The organism is Saprospiraceae bacterium (assembly GCA_016715965.1).
Classification (GTDB): Bacteria; Bacteroidota; Bacteroidia; order Chitinophagales; family Saprospiraceae; genus Vicinibacter.
Genome location: JADJXG010000001.1, coordinates 3312998 through 3335102 on the forward strand (window position 1 = coordinate 3312998; position 22105 = coordinate 3335102).

At 38.1% G+C, this 22105-nt stretch carries 20 protein-coding genes and 1 tRNA gene; 6 read left to right on the forward strand and 15 right to left on the reverse strand.

The window, feature by feature from the left end; all coding sequences use genetic code 11:
• Positions 1-145: 145 nt before the first annotated feature.
• Together msrA and IPM48_12755 are read left to right on the forward strand one after the other, a co-directional pair.
• Entirely contained in the window at positions 146-712 is a 567-nt protein-coding gene (gene msrA, locus IPM48_12750; protein ID MBK9272453.1) for a peptide-methionine (S)-S-oxide reductase MsrA, read from the forward strand.
• A gap of 4 nt (positions 713-716) precedes the next feature.
• The gene (locus IPM48_12755) at positions 717-1085 is read left to right on the forward strand and encodes a methionine-R-sulfoxide reductase (protein MBK9272454.1); all 369 of its coding nucleotides are present in this window, start codon (positions 717-719) and stop codon (positions 1083-1085) included.
• Here the strand turns inward: IPM48_12755 and IPM48_12760 are convergent.
• Together IPM48_12760 and IPM48_12765 are read right to left on the reverse strand one after the other, a co-directional pair.
• Positions 1065-1751: a 1-acyl-sn-glycerol-3-phosphate acyltransferase gene (locus tag IPM48_12760; protein MBK9272455.1), complete on the reverse strand. Its 687-nt coding sequence runs from the start codon at positions 1749-1751 to the stop codon at positions 1065-1067. The two genes, IPM48_12755 and IPM48_12760, sit on opposite strands and share 21 nt — an antisense overlap.
• A gap of 106 nt (positions 1752-1857) precedes the next feature.
• Positions 1858-4026 (reverse strand): thioredoxin domain-containing protein, encoded by a 2169-nt coding sequence (locus tag IPM48_12765; GenBank protein ID MBK9272456.1) that lies wholly within the window; start codon positions 4024-4026, stop codon positions 1858-1860.
• A gap of 161 nt (positions 4027-4187) precedes the next feature.
• Here IPM48_12765 and IPM48_12770 point away from each other — a divergent pair, with 161 nt between their 5' ends.
• A complete protein-coding gene (locus IPM48_12770) occupies positions 4188-4658 on the forward strand; it encodes a hypothetical protein (GenBank protein MBK9272457.1) in 471 nt (156 codons plus the stop codon).
• Positions 4659-4690: 32 nt separating this feature from the next.
• Here the strand turns inward: IPM48_12770 and IPM48_12775 are convergent, their stop codons facing one another.
• Entirely contained in the window at positions 4691-5923 is a 1233-nt protein-coding gene (locus IPM48_12775; protein MBK9272458.1) for a T9SS type A sorting domain-containing protein, read from the reverse strand.
• Between the two features lie 260 nt (positions 5924-6183).
• On the opposite strand from IPM48_12775, the gene IPM48_12780 reads away from it, so the two are divergent.
• Genes IPM48_12780 through IPM48_12790 form a run of 3 tightly spaced genes read left to right on the forward strand, consistent with a single transcriptional unit; the run spans position 6184 to position 8822 of the window.
• Positions 6184-7179: an SPFH domain-containing protein gene (locus tag IPM48_12780; GenBank protein ID MBK9272459.1), complete on the forward strand. Its 996-nt coding sequence runs from the start codon at positions 6184-6186 to the stop codon at positions 7177-7179.
• On the forward strand, positions 7176-8297 hold the full coding sequence (locus IPM48_12785) for a hypothetical protein (protein ID MBK9272460.1): 1122 nt from the start codon (positions 7176-7178) through the stop codon (positions 8295-8297). The genes IPM48_12780 and IPM48_12785 overlap by 4 nt, the downstream gene beginning before the upstream one ends.
• 15 nt (positions 8298-8312) lie before the next feature.
• Positions 8313-8822 (forward strand): asparaginase, encoded by a 510-nt coding sequence (locus tag IPM48_12790; protein ID MBK9272461.1) that lies wholly within the window; start codon positions 8313-8315, stop codon positions 8820-8822.
• Between the two features lie 16 nt (positions 8823-8838).
• Here IPM48_12790 and IPM48_12795 read toward each other — a convergent pair whose 3' ends face one another.
• From IPM48_12795 to IPM48_12850, 12 genes are all read right to left on the reverse strand, one after another.
• Positions 8839-11322: a T9SS type A sorting domain-containing protein gene (locus IPM48_12795; GenBank protein ID MBK9272462.1), complete on the reverse strand. Its 2484-nt coding sequence runs from the start codon at positions 11320-11322 to the stop codon at positions 8839-8841.
• Positions 11323-11437: 115 nt separating this feature from the next.
• Entirely contained in the window at positions 11438-12403 is a 966-nt protein-coding gene (ftsY, locus tag IPM48_12800; protein ID MBK9272463.1) for a signal recognition particle-docking protein FtsY, read from the reverse strand.
• Between the two features lie 83 nt (positions 12404-12486).
• A complete protein-coding gene (locus tag IPM48_12805) occupies positions 12487-12663 on the reverse strand; it encodes a DUF4295 family protein (GenBank protein ID MBK9272464.1) in 177 nt (58 codons plus the stop codon).
• 2 nt (positions 12664-12665) lie between these two features.
• The gene (rpmG, locus tag IPM48_12810; protein ID MBK9272465.1) at positions 12666-12854 is read right to left on the reverse strand and encodes a 50S ribosomal protein L33; all 189 of its coding nucleotides are present in this window, start codon (positions 12852-12854) and stop codon (positions 12666-12668) included.
• A gap of 21 nt (positions 12855-12875) precedes the next feature.
• The gene (gene rpmB, locus IPM48_12815) at positions 12876-13103 is read right to left on the reverse strand and encodes a 50S ribosomal protein L28 (protein MBK9272466.1); all 228 of its coding nucleotides are present in this window, start codon (positions 13101-13103) and stop codon (positions 12876-12878) included.
• A 31-nt stretch (positions 13104-13134) separates the two neighbouring features.
• Positions 13135-13208 (reverse strand) — tRNA-Arg (locus IPM48_12820).
• Between the two features lie 56 nt (positions 13209-13264).
• On the reverse strand, positions 13265-14860 hold the full coding sequence (locus tag IPM48_12825; protein MBK9272467.1) for a S8 family peptidase: 1596 nt from the start codon (positions 14858-14860) through the stop codon (positions 13265-13267).
• Positions 14857-15654 carry an ABC transporter substrate-binding protein gene (locus tag IPM48_12830; GenBank protein MBK9272468.1) on the reverse strand — a complete coding sequence of 266 codons (798 nt, stop codon included), beginning with the start codon at positions 15652-15654 and terminating at the stop codon, positions 14857-14859. Before IPM48_12830 ends, IPM48_12825 begins: the two co-directional genes overlap by 4 nt.
• 13 nt (positions 15655-15667) lie before the next feature.
• Positions 15668-16489, reverse strand: a complete 822-nt coding sequence (locus IPM48_12835) for a hypothetical protein (GenBank protein ID MBK9272469.1) — start codon at positions 16487-16489, stop codon at positions 15668-15670.
• A gap of 68 nt (positions 16490-16557) precedes the next feature.
• Complete coding sequence (gene lepB, locus IPM48_12840) at positions 16558-18114, reverse strand: signal peptidase I (GenBank protein ID MBK9272470.1); 1557 nt, start codon at positions 18112-18114, stop codon at positions 16558-16560.
• A 107-nt stretch (positions 18115-18221) separates the two neighbouring features.
• Entirely contained in the window at positions 18222-18809 is a 588-nt protein-coding gene (locus IPM48_12845) for a pseudouridine synthase (GenBank protein MBK9272471.1), read from the reverse strand.
• 21 nt (positions 18810-18830) lie between these two features.
• Positions 18831-21944 (reverse strand): glycosyl hydrolase, encoded by a 3114-nt coding sequence (locus tag IPM48_12850; protein ID MBK9272472.1) that lies wholly within the window; start codon positions 21942-21944, stop codon positions 18831-18833.
• Positions 21945-22105: the final 161 nt, after the last annotated feature.

A 22105-nucleotide genomic window follows, 5' to 3' on the forward strand; every position in this document is an offset into this window, starting at 1 on the left:
GGACAAAAAATATTTTGAAAGCTAAACTTCAACAAAACTTATCGGTTTTAATTAAATGCTATACCTCATTCAAATTATTGGAATAACTATTGGTATTTTATCCTGCAAACCAAATCCCATAAAGGAAACAACATTCAACAAGCAAATGGAATTAGATACTACCAATATTGAAAATCTGTCAAATACAGATACTGCAATCTTCGGAGGTGGGTGTTTTTGGTGTCTAGAGGCCGTTTTTCAGGATCTGAAAGGAGTCCTTGAAGTCACTTCAGGCTACATGGGTGGAATGATTAAAAATCCGTCGTACAAAGAAGTTTGCAAAGGTACGACTGGGCATGCTGAAGTGGTAAGAATTATATACAATCCTCAATTAATCAGTTTTGAAACTTTACTTGAAGTTTTTTGGACCACCCATGATCCGACCACTTTAAATCGTCAGGGAGCAGATAGAGGAACTCAATATAGATCCGTCATTTTTTATCTAAATACAATACAAAAGGAAATTTCTTTAAGATCGATGAAGGAAGTGGCTTCACAACTTTGGGAAGACCCCATCGTGACAGAAGTTTCTACTGCTACCGAATTTTACAAAGCCGAAGATTACCATCAAAATTATTATAAGTACAATAGCAATGAGGGATATTGTCAAATTGTCATTTCCCCAAAGCTATCTAAACTGAGACTAAAATTTCCAGGATTAATATCAAAATAATTCAATGGATTCTACTTTTTTAAAACCACTCACGAAAGAAGAAGAGGCTGTGATTCTTCATAAAGGAACTGAGTATCCATATTCAGGAATCTATGAAAGTCATTTTGAGGCAGGAACCTACTGTTGCAAACAATGTTCCTCACCTTTGTACAAGAGCGAACACAAGTTTCATTCTGGATGTGGCTGGCCTAGTTTTGACAAAGAAATAGAAGGTGCAATTAAGAGATTGCCCGATCGTGATGGTCATAGAACGGAAATCGTTTGTTCTAACTGCGGAGGTCATTTAGGGCATGTTTTTGAAGGTGAGGGATTTACCCCATTGAATACAAGACATTGTGTAAATAGCATCAGTTTAGATTTTATCAGCAAATAAACCATCGCTGTCTTTATTGTTCCAATGTTTTTGAAATTCCTTCAGTTTGTCATTTATTTCAGATTCGATTTTTTGAATGGAAGTCATTGAATCCTGTACTTGCACAGGATCAAAAAAATGCAAACGCACCTCGGTATTCCAATTGGAAAAACTGATAAAAAATTGTTTTAACAAATGATTGTGCCACCAGAAATCAGTAGCTGGGTTCATGTACTCCATCGCACAATATTGAACCGGTGCACCAGCTTGCATTGCTGCCTCAAGTGATCCTTTACGAAAGGGTAGGGTATGCTTGAAAGTACTGATGGTGCCTTCCGGAAAAATCAAAACAGATTCATTATTTTCCAGCAAAGTACAAATTACTCCACGTACCTGATTCCTGCTTTCTGCATTTGACCTCTCGACAAAAACTACTCCGGAAAGGATGGCACCTGTATTAATCAATGGATAGTTTTTAACCTCCGCCTTACTAATCACATATCCATGATCAAGGATAGAAAAAAGCACCACCGCATCAATGAGTGATCTGTGATTGGATACAAACAGAGTACCGGATCTTAAGATGGGCTCGCCTGATCTAACTCTCTTGATTCCCAATAGAAAAACAGTCCAATTGCAAAAATACCACCTAATTTTATAGGCTAATTTTCTGTCAATAATCCTCATTTTAAATAGCGTCCACCCAATCAGAACTACGATGGCCATGGATAGCAATAATAAGAACATCCTCAGGCCAGCTAGCAAGTAATTGATTGGGCCTACCACCATCTATCTAATTAAGTAATTCAATTGCCAGAGGCACTTCAGTTACCGGCAATTTACACACTTTATTCCGGCAAACATAAATATAGGTTTTACCTTCCTGAAGCTTTTCCTTCAATAACTCAAGACTTCCCTCTGTGACACCACCCAAGAGGATTGCATTTGGCAAATAGTGAGAAGCCAGTTGATCCCTTAGATCAGTTGCTTTAGGTCCGACAATTGCAATCTCATAAGCAGGCTTTAACATAAAAATTCCCAATCGCATCCAATTTGCATAGAACTCGGCTTGCTGTTCTCCAAACTGCTGAATAGCTCCCAAGATCATTTTTTCAGCCCTATCTGAATATTTTGAATCATAATAATACAAACCCAATTTATAAAAACATTCCGCCAAGACCGAATTTGCAGATGGAATTACCTGATCCTCGAAATCAATTTTTCGCGCTATCAGCCTTCTGTCTGAATGAGAGGTAAAGTAGAAATAAACATTCTGATTGTCAGAAAAATCTTTTATCACAATTTCCGCCAATTCTTTTGAAAAATCCAAATAGGATTCATCAAATGTCAACTCATACAATCTCAAAAAAGCATCCATTGAAAATGCATAATCTTCCAAAAAAGCGGATATGCTCTTGGTATTATTCATGAAATTTCTGTAAAGCCCTTTTCCGGGATCATACATATTTATTTTTAGTTGCTCAGCAGCTTTTATAGCTGCATCCAAATATTCCCTGTTTTGTAAGGCAGCTGAAGCATCGGCACAGGCTTTGATCATTAATCCATTCCACGAACACAACATTTTTTCATCTCTGAATGGCATCGTCCTTTGATTTCTTGCTGAAAGCATTTTTTGTTTTGAGGTCGATAGGGCCTTGAGAGCAGCAGACTCTTCCAATTTATTCTTTTTAATGACAGATTTGATATCATTGGTTTGAAACAGGATATTTCTACCCTTCTCCCAATTACCGGCTGAGGTAATGTTAAAGGCTGATTTAAAGAGCATCTTTTGAATGGTGTCAGAAAGAATTTGATCAATCTCATTTTCAGTCCACACATAAAATTTGCCTTCTTCGCCGTCAGATTCTGCATCAAAAGAAGAATAAAATAATCCCTCTTTATGACGCATGCTATTCAATACAAAATTCATTGAATTCTTCACAACCTCCCTGAAACTTTCTTCCTTGTATCTTTGAAAGGCAAGCGAGTAAAGACTGATCAGCTGAGCATTGTCATAAAGCATCTTTTCAAAATGTGGTACTTTCCACTCAGAATCCACTGTATATCTGAAAAACCCTCCGGCCAAATGATCATAAATACCGCCTTGGGCCATTTTATTCAGACTTAAAACACACAATCGATTTATTTCTGCATTTTTAGCGTGGTACGAATATTCCATCAAAGATTTATGAAGTGCTGGCAGAGGAAATTTTTGCGATGAAATCTTGCCCCCATGTTTTAGGTCCATCTCTTTAGAAATGCCCTTAAATATATCTTCCAATTTACCCTTGGTCACTTGATTTGGGTTAGAAGAGACAAATTGAGAATAATCGACTGACAAATGACTTTGGATGCGCATGGCCATTTTTTCCAACTCATTGGGATCTTCCTCATATAAGTTCTGTATGGAGATAAGCAACTTTATCCATTCTTCCTTGGTGAGGTAGGTTCCAACCCAGACAGGTCGGCCATCAGGCAAAGTGATAGAATTTAGAGGCCAGCCGCAGGCTCCTGAGTTGACAATCTGACAAGCATTCATGTATACCTGATCCACATCAGGTCTTTCTTCACGATCAACTTTTATAGAGATGAAATTCTGATTCATAATTCGACTAACCGCTGTATCGCTGAAAGATTCTCTCTCCATCACATGACACCAATGACAAGAAGAATATCCGATGCTTACAATCATCAGTTTCCTTGATTTCAAACCCAATTCAAGCGCCTCATCTTTCCATGGGTACCAATCCACTGGATTGTGTACGTGTTGAAGCAGGTAAGGTGAGATTTCGTCTTTCAGGTGATTGGAAATTCCCGTACTTCCATTTTCGTGTTGTTTTGATTTGCAGCCTGCTTGCAACAAAAAGGCCCCAATAAACAGGCTTCCTAGAAAATAAAGCCTGGTAAAGTTGGAAATCTGCTTATTGCCAAACATTGGAAAATGGAAAATTAATCTGGACATTTTGTTAAAATTTGTAATATTGTGGAGAGTTATTAAAATTATTTTCGACAAGGCTCTTTTTAAGAATATTGAAATTTTTTGTAAGAATATATCTTATTGATATACAAAAATATAGAGAATTTTATTGAGTCTTTTGAATAATAAGAATGCAAAGATAACTTATGGAGTGGAAAACCTTTGATGGAAAAAAGATCCACCTAGATGTCAGAGAATTGGTAGAACAAACCATTCTTAGAGAAAAAGCACTGGGTTTTAATCTTAAAGTTTGTATCGGTACTGATTCTCGAGTACATGGCAGCGTTTCTGAATTTGCCACTGTTATAGTATTTCTTCGTGAAGGCAAAGGAGGATTTATGTTTATCCATTTAAGCAAAGAAGCTATAAAAATGAGTTTGAAACAGAGAATGTTGGCAGAGGTGGCAAAATCTGTTGAAGTGGCTTATGCAATTTGCGATTTGTTGGAATCCCACAAGATTCCACTAGAGGTGCATGCAGACATCAATACTGACCCACATTTTAAGTCCAATATTGCTTTGAGGGAAGCCATGGGTTATATACTTTCTATGGGCTTTATTTTCAAGTGTAAGCCGAATGCATTTGCATCAAGTTATTGTGCAGACTATGTGATTTAACCTAACTGGAGGTCTATTTGAAATTCGATTCTTTATTTTTTAGTAAATTTTATTACTTTAATCTGCTGGACCTGAAATTCAGGGGAAACCGTGGCCAGTCCTTCTATAAATCGAATAAGGTAAGAACCTACCGGTAAATAATGAATGGGGATGTCTGCTGAATTAAAATTCTTTTGAGCTTCGCTTTTCAAAGAACCATAACCACATAGTTTCCCGTCAATATTATAAATTTCAAAATTAAGTTGATCGCTCTTGCTGGTCCATTCGACCGAGATCAGCTGGTCAGCGGGTTGAGGAAATATTTTAACTTCTAGATTGTTTTTCAAAGATTTGGAAGCGGCTATGCTGATTGCCGAAGAATAGGTGTATGTATGGTCTTTTTCCACCATCTTAAGTCTGTAATAAGTAGTACTTTGTGGTATTGTAGGATCCATGTAATCAATTTCGTGAACAAAAGACCCGGAATACTCTGATTTGATGGCAAAAGTCTCGATTCGAACAAAAGTCTTTTCATGACTAAAACGCCTTTCCAATTCATAATGTGAAAAATACTCGTCCGCTAAGCCAGTCCAATTTAAATAATTGCGTTGATTCTCAAAATTTCCTGAAAAACTCAGTAATTGCAAAGGTAAAACTGTACCGCAAACAACAATATAACCAGAGTTATTTCCTCCACCCTGGGTGGATGTAAATTCATCGCCAGGGCAAGCCGGATTCGACCATCCACCGGTTGTTCCATCGCCGGTCACTGTTATGGTCGGCCTCAAAATTCGCGGATAACCACAGGTGTATTTTGCCTTAAAACAAAAAGGCTTTAAGTCAGGGAATGTGGCTCTTGGGGTTCCTTTTCCATTGTCACCGTAATTGTTCTTCGGATTTCCATCAAAATCATCAACGTAAAATCCAACCCCAGGTAACTTAAACTGTTTGGCTTTTAAAGAATCAATATAAATCCATTTTCTTGGCCCGTGTTGGGTATTCTGTTCTCCAGATTCTCCCAATTCATAGGTAACACCATCTTGCAAATCTCCAAATGAAATAAAAATTCCATGAACCCAATTGGTTTGAGATTCAAAAAATTCATCCAATTTAAAGCAAAATTCAAACTCAATTTGGCCCAATGCAGGATCGTCATAGGTACCAGCTCCTGTGGTTGATGTGACTTTGGTAATATAGGTCACACCTGATGCACATTGGCTGTTCGATGTATGAATCACCAAAAAATTAGCCGATATAAATAATAAAGCTGCTTTAAAAAATTTCATAATGAATTGATTATGAGATTAAAACTTATCTATCTACCAATAATTAAATGGAGACAGTTGGACAGCAGCAAATAATGTGCCATTTAATTATTATGTCAAGAATTTCAATACTTTACACTTTAAATTTTAAGTAAATATTTAATTCTGAAATTAATTCGTAGACAAATATAGCCAAATAATAGACAAGTGGCTATTATATAGAGAACGATCCCAAGGTTTTGAGTGTTATAAGGTTTTTAATCAACAAACCAAAAAGTCAAATGGGCATTTTTAGTTTTTTCAAAAACGAGTTTATTGAAGTGATTGATTGGGTTGAAAATGACCCAAATGTCATCCTTTACAAATTTCAGGACAAGCAGGCCGATATTAAGTATGGCGCAGCGCTTACGGTGAGACCTTCTCAGTTGGCCATTTTTGTCAATGAGGGTGAAATAGCAGATGTTTTCTCAGAAGGCCTTTATTCTTTAGAGACACAAAACTTGCCCATACTGACGAAGTTGAGGCATTGGGACATGGGATTCAAATCCCCTTTTAAATGTGATATATACTTTGTCAGTTTAAAACATTTCACCCAATTTAAATGGGGTACTCCAAATCCAATCTTATTGCGCGATCAGCAATTTGGACAAGTCAGGGTAAAAGCTTTCGGCACTTATATGCTTAAAATTTCAGATCCAATTGCATTTTTTAAGCAATACGCCGGAAACAGGAATATAGTATATCAGTCTGAAATTGAAGAAAGTATGAGAGATTTAATCTCTCCGAGATTTGGCGAAGCACTGGCCGAATCCAAAATTTCAGTTATGGATATGGTCTCTAATTTAACGGAAATTGGCTCAGCCATCCTTCCCAATTTACAAGATGATTTCAACCAGTTTGGCATTCAGATTACAAAATTTGTCATTACTAGCATCTCACTTCCTCCGGAGGTTGAATCCTTCTATGACAAAATTACGAATATGAACATGGTAAAAGATATGGATCGACTCACCAAATTCGAAACCTCACAAGCCATCGGAAAGGCAGCTGAAAATCAAGGTTCAACGGGTGCTTTTATTGGCATGAACATGGGAGCCGGTATGGGGCAAATGATTCATCAATCCATGTCATCTTCAAATCAAAACAGTCAGGATGAACTTGATCTTCAGGCCAGAATAATGGAAGCAATCCGCGAACTTGGTAAGCTTAAGTCTGAAGGGATTATAACAGAAGATGAATTTGAGTCAAAGAAAAAAGAACTCCTGGCAAGATTGTGATTCCAGAAGCGGTACCTGCAGAATTTCTAGATAAAGCAAAAGCTCTGGGTTCTAAATGCCCGTCTTGTGGCGGCAGTATAGGCTTCGATCCTAAAACCACCCAATTGCTTTGCGAATATTGCGGATACAACGAATCCCTTCCCAACAAGAATGACCAAATCAAAGAACTAAAGTATTCTAGAAATGAGGGAGAGGAAGAACTATTTTATTTAGACCCGGAATCCAAAAAAGCTTATCACTGTAACTCTTGCGGCGCAACTGTCCTGGTGGATGCTGACCAGATTAAGTCCAATTGCAGCTTTTGCGCTTCTGAAGTCACACTCATTGATGCTTTCCAACAGCGCATCATTAAACCAGCTGGAATCATCCCTTTTTATTTGGGTAAAAAAGAGGCTGAAAATAAATTTTCTGATTGGATCAAACAAGGATGGTTTCACCCATCAAAATTGAAGGATGCTGCGTCTCTGGATGCCTTGGTTGGGATTTATACTCCATTTTGGACATTTGATTTTCAAGTTTATGCAGAATGGTGTGGTGAAGCCGGTTATTATTATACAGAATACCACAATGCTTATGTAAATGGCAAATGGGTTACAAAACCAGTCACAAAAGTTCGCTGGGTGTATCGCTCTGGAACCTTGAATCATTTTTTTGATGATATTTTAATTGCTGCATCCGATATGATCGACCCAAAATTCAGATCAAAAATTGCTGGATATCGCCTTAATGAAATGGTTAATTTTGACACGCGGTTTATGATGGGATGGCAATCTGAATTGTACAATCAAAATATTCAGTCTTGCTATGAATTGGCAGAAAGGCAGGTAATGGAACAAGTCAGGCACATGTGTTCCGGGCAATTGGGAGGGAATACCCAGCGAAATTTGCATGTTACTACTCAACTCTCACAACAAACATACAAGCATGTTTATTTACCACTTTGGATCAGTGCCTATAAATACCAGGGTAAAGTTTATAAAATTCTGATCAATGGTCAAACCGGAAAGGTCTACGGTGATAAGCCCTGGTCCTGGATAAAAATCGGTTTGCTTATTTTTCTGTTTTTAGCATTGGTTTTTACCATTTGGTGGATGAGAGAATACGGATTGATGGATTAAGTATAAATTTGCAGAATGGTTACAGAGAACAATTTTATCCAAATATTTATTACAGGTGGAACATTTGACAAAGAGTATAATTTTGTGACCGGGCAATTGTACTTTAAAGACAGTCATGTCGTAGAGATGCTTGAAAGAGGTCGATGCTCACTTGATGTCAATGTAAAAACTTTGATGATGGTAGATAGTCTCGAAATGACCGATTCTGACAGAGACATGATCATTCATCAATGTAAAACTTCAAAGACTGATAAGATTCTGATCACGCATGGTACTGACACCATGGTCAAAACAGCGGAAGCCATTATTCAGGCTGGTGTTACTCAGAAAACCATCGTTTTAACAGGGGCAATGATCCCTTATGCATTTGGAAGCTCTTCCGATGGATTTTTCAATCTAGGAAGTGCCCTGGCGTTTGCCCAAACATTAAACAATGGTGTTTATATTTCAATGAATGGAAGGTATTTTCCCTGGGATAAGGTTAGAAAAAATACAAAGACAGGATTTTTTGAAGAAATCTATTAAATAAAGTTTCTGGTAATTATTCCATCAGAATCCATTTGCGGTGAATGATAGATTTACCTGTTTCCAATTTAATAAGATACAGTCCAGAAGGTTGAATCCCCAAATCGATTTCATGCAATCCTGGTAAAAGATTTTTTTCTGAAAATACAGTGATACCTCCGGAATTCAGAACCGAAATGTTTGTAGACCCAATCGTTTCTAAATACAAAGAAAGAATCGGCTGGTTTGATGGATTTGGAAAGACTAACACTGTTTCCAAAATGACATTAGTTTCTCCTTCAAAACTGACACAGCTTAGCTCAAATGGGCCAAAAGTGATGGTACAAGTTTCATTGGTCTGCGCGTCCTTGAAACTAACACGATAGAAATAAACCCCTATTCCTAAATTTTCACCCGTTTGATTATCCAGCTCATTCAAATCCTGATCCAACCATCGTGCTTCCGTGACTGAATCCGAAAAAAATAATTCAATCTTACCATCTTTTGCAATGCAATCTGAAGGCTCTGTAATAACTATTTCTCTGGGTTGGTAGGATGGATCCTTGTATTGAATATCAAAAGCAAAAGTCCGGTTGCATAAATTTGAATCCCGAAAACTCAACAAAAATTTAGAATCCGGTATCTCCCCAAACTGGTAAATCTCAATGGTGTCAAAAGATTTGACAATGGAATCGTTGTAATACATCGAATATTCCAAATCATTCTTGTGTTGCATGCTCAAAACAACCACCGGATCCTTACCAGTACAATCGTCCAAAAGGATGGTATCCACTTTGATTTCTAGGGGATTGATGAGCTCAACCTTATACGCTACTGCTGTAATATTTCCAGATGGATCCTCAAACTCATATTTTAAATGGTTTATCCCTTCATTAAACAATGCGCCTTCGTCAGGCCCTTCCAACTTCCTGATTTCTTTTATCCCGCAGTTATCAAATCCTGATAAAGCAGGAACTTTAAGGCTACAATTATTGATTGTCATATCCATTGGAACTTGAACAATGGGAGCCAATGTATCCAATACCAATACATCAATCATTGCAGAGTCAATATTTCCAGCAAGATCGGTGGCAACGATTTTGACAGGCAAAAGGCCCAAATTATTGCATTTGACTTGACCTACGTCAGCCTTTATAACAATTCCGGTATCACAATTATCGATTACGTTTTTTGCAAATAGTGAAGGCACAATGGTAAATTGTCCAAAAGAATCCAAATGAACCACTGGCATTGGATTCGGCAGAATCCTCGGCTTGATCCTATCATCCACAACAAGATTGATTGATTGAATTCTAACGCACAATTTTTGATCCGTGACCGTACAAGTGTACACTCCTGGAAACTTATCGCTTATTAGTGCAGAAGTCTCTCCTGAATTCCATTTATAGTTGTATGGTAAGCTGCCTCCGGATACACTCATTTCAATACTTCCATTGTTGTGATTTATGCAATCCGGTTTGTTTAAAACAAGAGGTATAAGGCTCAAAGCATCTGGTTGTTCAATAGAAAATTCTTTGATTTGCTCACACTGCGCATTGTCTTTGACTGTAACTGTATAGTCCCCAGCTCTTAAATTTGAAATATCCTTGGTGGTTGGTCCATTTGACCATTTATAGGTATATGGACTCACACCTCCACTGACTGTCAAATTAATAAAACCATTGTTATCTCCAAAACAATTTAACAATAATCTACTTGCAGAAGCATTTATATGGATGATAGTCGGTTGGGTCAGGTTTCTATTAAGTACCACCATACCGCCAGCTTGATCTGTGACCGTTACTGAATGATTCCCTGCCATGAGGTTACTGGCTGTCGCGGTGGTTTGACCATTGGACCAATTGTAGTTATAAGGTGGAACACCATTGGATGCTGAGACTGTAATAAAGCCATCGCTTCCATCAAAACACGACACGTTTTTAAAATTTGAAATACTTGCACTAAGTGGGGGAGGGCCCGGCATATTTCCCAAAACCTGTTCTGAATAAACCCTGTCTCCAGAATTGTTTCCATTGCCATTGGCCATCACACAAGCGGCATACATATTAACGACCTGACCTGTTGCACTGGCCGGTGCTTGCCAATCGACGGTCCATGTCAAATTATTTCCTCCACTAAAATTTTTAAAAGGGTTGTGTTCCCAATAATTTTTACCAACAAAAAAACTCAAAGTCGATGAGGTGCTTGGGTTTGATAAAGTTCCAATGTTGTTATTATTTTGATCGACAACAACCAACTGAAAACCACCCCGGACAGCATTGGTTAATGGAGTCGAGGTATTGTTTATTTTTAAGGTGATTTGATAAGTCTGCCCCGGAGTGATGCTGCCGGGAAGGCCCAATATTTCCAAACTTCCACTGATACTTCCACCGCCTGAATGGCAGCTCGCACAAGTACTTTCGCCAGGAGCCCCGGTATAACCATTGGGAGGGTTGGAGGCATAAGAAATGAACAAAAGACCTGAGAGAATAGCAAATGCCCATTTGTAAACTACCTTCATCCTGAAGTTCTTTAATTAATCAAAATTACAATAAATATTAGGCATACCTAACATTTATCGATAATCTTAATGTAGATTAAGAATAATTTCAATAAATACCAATGGGAGATCTGTTTTAGAGGCTACCGGCCTTTGAAAATAAGAGGTCAATAAAGGCCTTTTTATTGAAAACCTGAAGTTTATCAATACTTTCTCCAACTCCGATGTATTTGATTGGGATTTTAAACTGGTCAGATATGCCCAACACCACACCACCTTTTGCTGTACCGTCCAATTTGGTTAGAATCAGACCAGTTAATTGGGTAGCATTGGTAAAATGTCTGCATTGTTCAATGGCATTTTGTCCCGTAGTAGCGTCAAGGACCAACAAAACTTCATGTGGAGCACCAGGAAGGGCCTTCTGAATGGAGCGATAAATTTTACTCAATTCGTTCATAAGATTCAATTTCGTATGAAGTCTTCCTGCTGTATCAATTATTAAAATGTCAGAACCTTTGACAACGGCTTCACGGGTAGCTTCGAATGCAACTGCAGAAGGATCTGCACCCATACCTTTGGTAAAAAAATCACAGTTTACCCGATCTGACCAAATTTTAAGCTGATCTTCTGCCGCAGCCCTAAATGTATCTCCGGCGGCAATGATTACTTTTTTGCCTTTTGCAACAAATTGGAAGGCTAGTTTACCAATGGAAGTTGTTTTACCTACTCCATTGACACCTACCACTAAAATAATATGGGGTTTCGTTTCTCCGGTATAAAAATCATCCAGATCTTCCGTTTTATTTTCTCCCAACATTTGATCGATTTCACTTTTAAGTAGTGTGTTTAGTTCCTCTATTTTCACAAACTTATCAGCTGCAACCCTTGCTTCAAGGCGTTCGATAATTTTTACTGAAGTTTCCAATCCAATATCAGAGCTAATAAGAATTTGCTCTAATTCGTCCAGAATTTCTTCATCTATGGTAGATTTTCCAACGACAGCCCTGGCAATTTTATCAAAAAAGCTTTCTCTGGTTTTTTCAATTCCCTTCTCAAGCTCATGTTGTTTTTCTTTATTGAAAAAACGGTTGAAAAATCCCATATAAAAATGATTATGAATTAAATAAAAAATGAGACGCTCGAAATTCGAACCTCTCATTTTATCAAGTACTCAGATAAAAGAAATTACTTGTTTTGCTCGAAAAAGTCTTTGACTTTGTCCTTGTGGACCATCAGTTCTTTATAGGTATATTTTCCTGTTACCGGATCTTTAATCGACTTGATCACTTTGACAAAATCCCTACCAGAACCTACATTGGCTGCACGCTGAGCAACCCTTGCGTTTTTAGATACTTTAGCCATGATTATTTAATTTCTTTATGAACAGTGTATTTCTTTAAGATGGGATTGTATTTTTTCAATTCAATCCGATCGGGGGTGTTTTTCTTATTCTTTTCAGTCATATATCTTGAAGTTCCGGGCATTCCAGAATCTTTGTGCTCTGTACACTCCAAAATAATTTGTTGGCGGTTGCCTTTGCTTTTCTTAGCCATAACTTGTCAATTATTAAAATTCTAACATTTACATTCCAATTTCTTCAAATACTCATATAAACCATATTTATCAATGGTTCTTAGCGCTTTGGCCGTCACCTTTAATTCAATCCACTCATTGGTCTCTGGTATAAAGAAAGATTTTTTCTGAAGATTTGGGTTAAATCTTCTTTTTGTTTTTCTATTGGAGTGAGAAACTTTATTTCCAAACAAAGGCCTAGTACCGGTTAAATCACAAACTTTAGACATTGTTATACAGATTTATCAAAATTTTTTTTAGTGACTCCGTCAGGATTCAAACCTGAAACCTCCTGATCCGTAGTCAGGTGCTCTATTCAATTGAGCTACGGAGCCTTTTAAAAACAGGGTGCAAAATTAAAGAAAATATTCCATCAGAATGAACTTTTCTGTTAATATTTTACAAAACCCTTGGTTTCCTGTTTACCATTAAATAAAAATTGAATATAATATATACCTGAAGGATAATTACTTACATCCCTCTCAATGGTTTGATCTACAGATCCTGGACGGTGATTTTCATCCAAAAAGTCAATCATTTGGCCCAGAGGATTAAATATTCGAAGGGTATAAGGACCAAATTGATCAAATCCTAAATTTACTTTTAAATTGCCGTCTTTCAAAGGATTAACCTCAATTTCCATAAAGCTTTGTTCCTTTAGTGAGTTGCAATAAGTTTCCAAACACAGCATGGATTTAAACACATTAAACCTATTGCCGGATACCGTAATATTGGATAAGCTTGAAAGCGGGTCTCCACAATTGAGGATCATTGATTTCAGCAATTTGAGAGCATCTTCTGGTTTATTTTTTAGAAGCTGGGCATATTTACCACAAAATTGATTGAGCAAAACGATACCTGCTCCCACTTGAGGTGCTGATAAAGAACATCCTGAAGAGGATCCTAACATACCCCCTCTTTGTAAAACGGCGACTTCTTCACCAGATGCGCCAATATCAATGTGCAGCTTACTATATCCCGAGGATGGCACGAACCGGTCATTCATATCGGTATTGGTTACCGCTATTAAAAAATCACTTGGACACAAGGACGGAATATCTCCCTTTAAGCCAATATCATGATCAGGCTCATTTACTGTGGCACATACATTCATAATTCCGATGGATCCGAGCCAATCATACAAAGGGCAAACATTTGGGTGATCCTCAGGAAAAGCTGAATTAAAACCCAGTGAAATACTGGTGGCCACCACATAGGCTCCTTTCTGTCCTCCAGATTGGAGATACAATTCTTTCATTTTGTAAAAGTAGGTATAGCAGGCAATCATGTGTGATTCAGACATCCCGGAACACATTAAAATTTTTATGTTCTGCGCTGCTCCTGTAATGTCCTTCCCATTGTTTCCCTTGGCCCCCAAGATGCTAATTACCTCCGTTCCGTGATTGGCTTCGGGATGCTCATCATTCTTATTGATTGAAATAGGACTATAACCATAATAATCATCCACATAGCCATTTCCGTCATCATCGATTTTGTTGTTTGGCAGTTCGTGATGATTGACAAAAACATTGGGCAAAATATCATTGAGGCGAAAATCAAAACCGAAATCCATTAAGCCGATCACCAAAGTATCACCAAGAGGACTGATACCTTCGTTGGTATAACACCAAACCTCATCGAATTCCATTTTTCCCATATTCCATTGTCTGTTATACGATGGATCATTTGGAGAACACCCTCTGGCTTGAAGTACTTTGGAAGCATGGAAGTGCTTTATGGATGATTCGTTCGTTAATAATTTGATTTCATCTTCCCTTTGAAAAGTGGCGGGAAAAGTGATGATTCCAAAAGGTTGATACGAGTCCAGATATTGGATTTCAATATGATTCAATTTACAATTTGCAATGAAAGAATTCAAATGGGCTTTTGGTTGGCGCCACTCCACAAAGTATTCATGCGGTATGGTTTCCTGCCCATTGATATCACATGAGCCCACTAAAATACAAAGCAATAAGAGATATTTCATGGAGTAGTTGTTTGGATCTGATCAATTAAACGACAAAAATACTTAAAACTATATAACATTCTACTTCCATACCAACTGAAAGGTTCGCCATCAACAATGATAGAATTAAAATCCTTGAATAAATCTTTATGCTTCTCATTAAAAGGGTAGGGTTCTGATGAAAGAAAAATCCAATCAGGCCCACGTTGTCTGATTTCATCGAGACTGGTTGTTGGATATCGGATTTTATCTGAAAAAATATTCTCAAATCCAGCCAACTCAAGCATTTCATGAATAAATGTATCCTTACCTACACTCATCCATGGTGCTTTCCAAATCAAATAGCAAATTTTAAGCGGGGTTGGTAGAATGCTCTTTCTAAATTGCACAAAATGTCTTATTTCATGCTGTATTTTTTGCGTCATCGCTGTTGCTTCTAATTGGCGATCGCAGATCATGCCAATCTGGTCGATCATATAAAACGCATCTTGTACATTGGACACTTGACTGGTCCAAACCGGAATAGTTTGACTCAATCGATCAATATCCTCCTTGTTATTTTCTTCTTTATTGGCAAGGACAAGATCCGGGTTAAGATCAATCACTTTCTGAATACTGACATTTTTGGTACCACCCACCTTTAATTTCTCTTTAATCCAATGGGGTGGTCTGACACAAAATTTAGTAATTCCTACTACTTGATTTTCCAAACCTAAATCATACAATAATTCTGTCTGAGAAGGCACGAGTGAAACGATTCTTTTGGGAGGAAAGTTTATTTCGATCGTTTGAAAAACTTGATCTTTTACTTGCATTGGGCATTATCAGCTACGGTTCGTTGACCAGTAGAAATTGGTTGTCAAGAATGGAGATTCTCTTTATATTATTCAAACCAAATTCACTCAGATCTATCATCAAATTCCAAGAGGAATGAATCTTATCAAACTTGAATAATTCTGCGCCTTTTGCACAAATAATTTCTCCATCTTTGGTTAAACCAAAATCTTCAACACCTTTCGGCATTTCGCCTAGGTACTCCATTGACTTTGTAGAAGGAAGGTATTTCTTCAGTTGCCACACTTCTTTGGTCAGTTTATGGACAAACAAAATACTTCCATCTTCCAAAACTTCAAAACACCGTCCAATATCAGATGCAAATACGATCCGGCTTGTGTTTTCCTCATTGCAAATGGCCAAATAATTGTAATGGTCAACGATAAAACAAACCCATTTTTTCTGAGTTAAAAAACGATAATATCCTATTTTCCCATGTTCACTTAAAATCATCCTTCTTTTCTTGCCTGTCTTTAAGTCGTAAGCTGCCAGATACTGCGTGGTATCGGGTAAAGTATTTACCTCAACGACTGTAAGTTCAGTTGAATCCAAAGGATGAATCCTTGGCGAATAATGACTTAACGGATGGTCCAAAATCCTTGTATAAATGGATTCTGACAAATCAAAAAGACAAATATCCGGATCTTTTTTTTCAAGGGTAGCGATGGATGCAAGAAATTCATTCTTACTCATCCAAAAAGCCTGGTTATTGTAAGAGTTTTTATTAAATAAACTCAGATATTTTATTTTTCTATGAATCCAATTTCCATTTTTATCTTGACTTAAATCTAAATACCACAAAGAAGTGGTTGGCATCTGCGCGAATCCCTGTAAAGCAGACAATCCAAATAAAAAAAGAAAGAAAGACTTACCAATCAAATATTTTAAAGTTTATTAGGTGAAGAAAAAACCCTTTTCCAGTTGACTCCTTCTCTTAATGATGCATTTTTTAAGCTAAACCATATTAATACTGGTTTGCCAACAATGTGGTCTTCCGGTACATATCCCCAGGCTCGAGAGTCTTCAGAATTTCTTCGGTTGTCGCCCATTGCCCAATAATAATTTTGCTTAAAGGTGTATTGACTGGATTCAATCCCATTAATAAAAATTTTGCCATTATTGAGTTCTAGCTTATTTGATTCATATACTGAAATAACGCGGTCGAAAAACTTTAGGTTTTCTGGCGTTAGCTCAATGGTAACTCCGGCTTTTGGAATCCAAACAGGTCCATAGTTGTCAAAGGTCCAACCAGTCTGACCCGGTGGAAACACCTGGTCGTCATTGGACTCATAAGGCAATAACTCAATATCGGGTCCCAATGATTTAACTTTTTCATATTGGGTCTCATCCAGATAAATTAAACCCGCTCTTAGATTGGGATCGTAGGTATTAATTCCCCATTCTGTAAGTCTTTTCATCGGAATGGATGTCGTGGATGTTTTCATTAAATAGGCATGTTGAAGGTGCTTGGGATTTTGTGCTTCCTTTCCGTTGATGTACAATTGCCTGTTGATGATTTGAAGACTATCTCCCGGCATACCGACGCATCTCTTAATATAATGATCCTTCTTATCGACTGGTCTAACACGAAGTCCTGCACCTTTGCAATCTTGAGTTGCATACGGATTGTTGGCTAACTGAAATGCAGCCCAAGATCTTTCCTTCCCGAGATACACGCTATCTCCGACAGGCCAGTTAAATACAAAGGGATCATTTCTTTTGATTTCGACCAATTTTGGCAACCGCTTATATGGCAAGCTTGGCTTGGAAAAATAAGATTCTGTTCCCAGGCCTGGTACGGTGTTGTGCAACAATGGCAACATCGCAATCGTCATTGGCATTCTAACCCCATAATGCAATTTTGAAACAAATAAAAAATCTCCTACTTTAAGCGTTCCTTCCATAGAAGGAGTAGGGATGACGTATGCCTCCAATATAAACATTCGCAACAAAGCAGCTGCGAATACTGCAAATATGATAGATTCCAGCCATTCTCTTAGAGCCGATTTGGCATATGGACTTTGGGATTTAATTCGTTCAAATTTGGCACTGTCTTTTTCCTTCTGAGCCAAATGCAAGGAATGGATGTATTCTCTTTCCTTAATAACGGCAGGTTCGACAAAAACATCTTTTGGATTTCTGGCAATCAAAAAGAAACTAAGAGGTGCATAAACTACTGCCAGGGCTGAATCAAAGAATTTCATTTTTCTGAATGACCGGACCAGGTCAACACTCATCCCTACGAATATAAATACATTCACAATCGGCATTAAAAGCCAAAGTGCGTGCCATGGAGATCTCCCTATCCCTTTGCACCAAACCCCAAAATTGACACCCGGAATCCATGCTTTTATTGGATCAATCCCCATTTTAGGGAATATCAAATATAGACTAAGACAAAGCAGCAGGTAACTAATTATAAAAAATATCAATAAAAACATCGAGACATTGAATTGTTAAGGCGCAAAGATACTTATTTTAGCATGGGAGTGTCTGAATATTCAGACTTTGATTTAGACATACCCTATCAATTAAGCTAGAATATCGACTAAATACAATCATGCCTCTCAATTGTATATACTTTGCCTGGGATCAATTCTTCAAGAATTAGATTCCCAATGGAGATCCGAATCAATCTTAAAACTGGGAAGCCCAATTTTGCACACATTTTCCGAATTTGCCTGTTTTTTCCCTCGCTAAGAGTGATAGATATCCAGGTAGCTGGTATGTTTTGTCGGTATCGCACCGGGGGATTTCTAGGTGGAATCTGAATGGTATTTTCCAAAGGTTTGACCAAGGCAGGAAGACAGAAATGAGCTTTTTGATTAACCATTATTTCTATACCTTTTGCCATTGCTTGAATAAAATCATGATTGGGAATTCCTTCTACCTGAACCCAATAGGTTTTCTCCTTTTTTTGGTCTGGGTGTAAAATCATCTGATTGATTGTAGGGTCATTGGTCAAAATCAACAATCCTTCACTGTCCTTATCCAATCGACCTACCGGATAAACATCAGGTGGAAAAGCATAGAGGTCTTTTAAAGTTTGATCGTCTGGATGCTCTCTTGTGAACTGCGACAAAACCCCATAAGGCTTGTAAACCTTATAGTATTTGAAAACCTTCTTTTTAATCATCTCCGCAACAAATACCTGCTGCTATTTTTTGTCAAATTTCAACGGAATAAAAACCGGAGATTCTAATTTTAAGATCTTCTGATTTAGTTCCAATAAATCTATTGATTTGACCATTGAAAATCGGTGAAGTTGCTCATCTATTTGTTGGATCAATAAGTCTGCAAGTGCTTCTGCTTGTTCGGTGGGAGGATATACTTCCTGGTTGTACAATGCCACCAAATGGGCTAATTTATTCGTCAATTTAATGGGATAATTGATGGGATCCTGGATCGCCTGCATTTTGGTTTGGTACAACTCATTTTCTATAATTGTCAAAATGCTATCAATTTTACTTTTCTGCTTGCTGCATTCTTCAGGAATTTCGTTCCATCTTTCAAAATAACCGTCCATTTGTGCGCGCAAATCCCTTATTTCTAAAATTGCTTTGTGTGCTTCGTCCACTTTATCTCTGCATTTTTTTAAAAATTTAAATCGGTTGATCGCATCCTGATTACTTGATGGATACCCAAAATTTCTCAGGAGAGAGCAACTGTCTTGATATAGCCTTTGTTTGTTTTGCAGGACGCTTAGATGATAGGTACCGGGGGGTGCCAATGGTCCTGCGAGTGAAGCTCCCCAGAGGACCATGCCTTCCACCTTTGTCGCATCAGGGTATTTAAATGGAATTAACACAAGGTTTGATCCCGTTTTAATATTGACTTTTTGATAATTTTTCAAAGCTTTATTTGATAATCTGCTTAAAGTATCTGAATCCATAGAAACGAGAAAAAATTCCATCGTGTCCGAATTTCGGATTGAATCCAAATAAAAATAAAACATCCATTCAGATGGGTGATTGATTCCTGCATTCAAAATCGTTGTGTCCTGACTGCCCCTCATGCTGTATGCAGGTTTGGGGTGATGAAAAAAGTGTGAACCCTTTCTTAAGTTTTTCAGATCACGCAAAGAAGTCAAATCATCTAACATCCAAATACCTCTGCCCTGTGTAGAAACCAATAATGAAAAATCTTTTAAAGCAATGTCGGTGATTGGCACCAGCGGCAAATTTTTCTGCAATGAAAACCAGTTTCGTCCATCATCTTCTGAAAAATAGATCCCCCTTTCTGTCCCACAATACAATAATCCTGGATTAATGCGATCTGCTCGTATTACTCTGGTGAAATGTTCAGCGGAAATCCCTTGTACAATTTTTTTCCAGCTCTTACCGAAGTCTTCTGTCTTAAACAAGTAAGGCGTATAGTCACCCGATTTATAACATGTTGCAGCAATATAGCAACCGCCCGGATGGAAGGGGTCGGCTTCCAGGCTATTGATCATGGCCCATTCAGGCAAAGCCGAAGGCGTCACATTGATCCAGTTTCTTCCTCCATCTTTTGTCAAATGAACCAGACCATCGTCAGAACCAGTCCAGATTACATTGGAATCAGAGATTGACTCTGTGATTGCAAAGATGGTGCAATAATATTCTACAGAGGTGTTGTCTTTTGTAATGGGCCCTCCTGAAGCCACCAATTTAGTACTGTCATTTCTGCTCAGATCAGGGCTAATGGTTTTCCAACTATGTCCTTCGTTCTCTGAAAGATGAACATGATTAGAGCACACAAACAATTTTTTAGGGTTGTGTCTTGAAAATAATATGGGAAAATTCCATTGAAACCTGTATTTTAAATTAATGGCACCATGTCCTATGGGATTGTCAGGCCAAACATGAATGTTTCGATTCCACTTATTTTGATGATCGTAGCGAGTGAGATATCCCCCGTAACTTCCGCCATATACAATCTCAGGATTTAAGGGATCAACGGCTATGTGACCCGACTCACCCCCTGCAGTATTTTCCCAGTGGGCACTGGAGATGGAATTGCTGTATGTACGATGTAAAATGCGGACAGTGCTGTTGTCTTGCTGCGCTGCATAGACACGAAATGGAAAGTGTTCATCTGTCGTAAGTCTGTAAAATTGTGCGGTGGGCTGGTTGTTCAAACTGGACCAGCTCGTTCCTCCATTGTAGCTAATCTGTGCGCCGCCATCGTTTGCAAGAATCATTTGATTCGGATCTTTCGCATCTATCCACAAATCATGATGGTCCACATGTCCAGCAGAAATGGTTTTAAAACTTTTACCCCCATCCGTTGATTTGTGAAAAAAGACATTCAGCACATAGATTGTATTGGGGTCCAATGGGTCCACCTGGATTCTGGAAAAATACCAGGCGCGTTGACGCAAATCACGGCTATCATTTATTTTTGTCCAACTCTGTCCCCCATTTTCAGTTTTAAATAATCCACCTTCCTCATGCTCGATTAATGAATACATCACATCCGGATTGCTAGGACTAATGGTAATGGTGCTGATTCCCCATAATCCAGAAGGAAGACCGTTGATTCCTTTTAGTTTTGTCCAAGTATCTCCGCCATCATTGCTCTTCCACAAATTACTTTCCGGACCACCGCTAATGAGTGAATAGGGACTTCGTCTGATATTCCAACTTGTCGCATATAGAATATGGGGTAGGGTAGGGTGAATTACAAGTTCTACAACTCCTGCAGAGTCACTGGGAAATAGAATTTTGTTCCAATTTTTGCCCCCATCTGTGGTCTTAAAAACACCTCTTTCAGAATGATTTTTGAATAAATCACCCATGGCTGCAATATAAACTATGTCAGGATTGTCTGGATGAATTCTAATTCTGCTAATGTGTCTGGTTTTGGCCAATCCTTTAAAAGACCATGACTTACCGGCATCCTCAGATTTCCAAACTCCCTCTCCGGGAGAGACATTGCCTCTGACAGTTTCTTCTCCTGTTCCCACCCAAATGTGATTTGAATTTCGCTCGGCCAAGGCAATTGCACCAATTGATCCACCAAAATATCCATCCGAAATATTTTTCCATTGTTTTCCCCCATCTTTCGTCAACCATACTCCACCACCGGTACTGCCCATGTAATATTTGTCCTTTTGACCAGGAACTCCCGTCACTGCACAAGAGCGCCCTCCTCTATATGGACCCAGCTCTCTCCATTTTAATGCATCAATCATGTAAAACTTGGGGTGGGTGACTTGAGCAAAATTTGAATGGACATCAATCAGTAAAATCAAATTGAGTACGCCTAAAAATTTAGAGACAAATTTCATCATAAAAATTTCAGCGAATATAAGTCGAATTGCAGGACTGGCAGGGGTCAATGGTTAAATTAAGTTTAATAGATTGATTGTGATGTATTTATGAATGAAAAAAGGGCATATTATGCTGCATAAAGCCATAATTGAAATATAGTCTTAATTTTGCAGGCATA

Coding starts and splice junctions, on each gene's coding strand:
- msrA (MBK9272453.1), top strand. CDS start 146: ATGGAATTAGATACTACCAATATTGAAAATCTGTCAAATACAGATACT.
- IPM48_12755 (MBK9272454.1), top strand. CDS start 717: ATGGATTCTACTTTTTTAAAACCACTCACGAAAGAAGAAGAGGCTGTG.
- IPM48_12760 (MBK9272455.1), bottom strand. CDS start 1,751: ATGAGGATTATTGACAGAAAATTAGCCTATAAAATTAGGTGGTATTTT.
- IPM48_12765 (MBK9272456.1), bottom strand. CDS start 4,026: ATGTCCAGATTAATTTTCCATTTTCCAATGTTTGGCAATAAGCAGATT.
- IPM48_12770 (MBK9272457.1), top strand. CDS start 4,188: ATGGAGTGGAAAACCTTTGATGGAAAAAAGATCCACCTAGATGTCAGA.
- IPM48_12775 (MBK9272458.1), bottom strand. CDS start 5,923: ATGAAATTTTTTAAAGCAGCTTTATTATTTATATCGGCTAATTTTTTG.
- IPM48_12780 (MBK9272459.1), top strand. CDS start 6,184: ATGGGCATTTTTAGTTTTTTCAAAAACGAGTTTATTGAAGTGATTGAT.
- IPM48_12790 (MBK9272461.1), top strand. CDS start 8,313: ATGGTTACAGAGAACAATTTTATCCAAATATTTATTACAGGTGGAACA.
- IPM48_12795 (MBK9272462.1), bottom strand. CDS start 11,322: ATGAAGGTAGTTTACAAATGGGCATTTGCTATTCTCTCAGGTCTTTTG.
- ftsY (MBK9272463.1), bottom strand. CDS start 12,403: ATGGGATTTTTCAACCGTTTTTTCAATAAAGAAAAACAACATGAGCTT.
- IPM48_12805 (MBK9272464.1), bottom strand. CDS start 12,663: ATGGCTAAAGTATCTAAAAACGCAAGGGTTGCTCAGCGTGCAGCCAAT.
- rpmG (MBK9272465.1), bottom strand. CDS start 12,854: ATGGCTAAGAAAAGCAAAGGCAACCGCCAACAAATTATTTTGGAGTGT.
- rpmB (MBK9272466.1), bottom strand. CDS start 13,103: ATGTCTAAAGTTTGTGATTTAACCGGTACTAGGCCTTTGTTTGGAAAT.
- IPM48_12825 (MBK9272467.1), bottom strand. CDS start 14,860: ATGAAATATCTCTTATTGCTTTGTATTTTAGTGGGCTCATGTGATATC.
- IPM48_12830 (MBK9272468.1), bottom strand. CDS start 15,654: ATGCAAGTAAAAGATCAAGTTTTTCAAACGATCGAAATAAACTTTCCT.
- IPM48_12835 (MBK9272469.1), bottom strand. CDS start 16,489: ATGCCAACCACTTCTTTGTGGTATTTAGATTTAAGTCAAGATAAAAAT.
- lepB (MBK9272470.1), bottom strand. CDS start 18,114: ATGTTTTTATTGATATTTTTTATAATTAGTTACCTGCTGCTTTGTCTT.
- IPM48_12845 (MBK9272471.1), bottom strand. CDS start 18,809: ATGATTAAAAAGAAGGTTTTCAAATACTATAAGGTTTACAAGCCTTAT.
- IPM48_12850 (MBK9272472.1), bottom strand. CDS start 21,944: ATGAAATTTGTCTCTAAATTTTTAGGCGTACTCAATTTGATTTTACTG.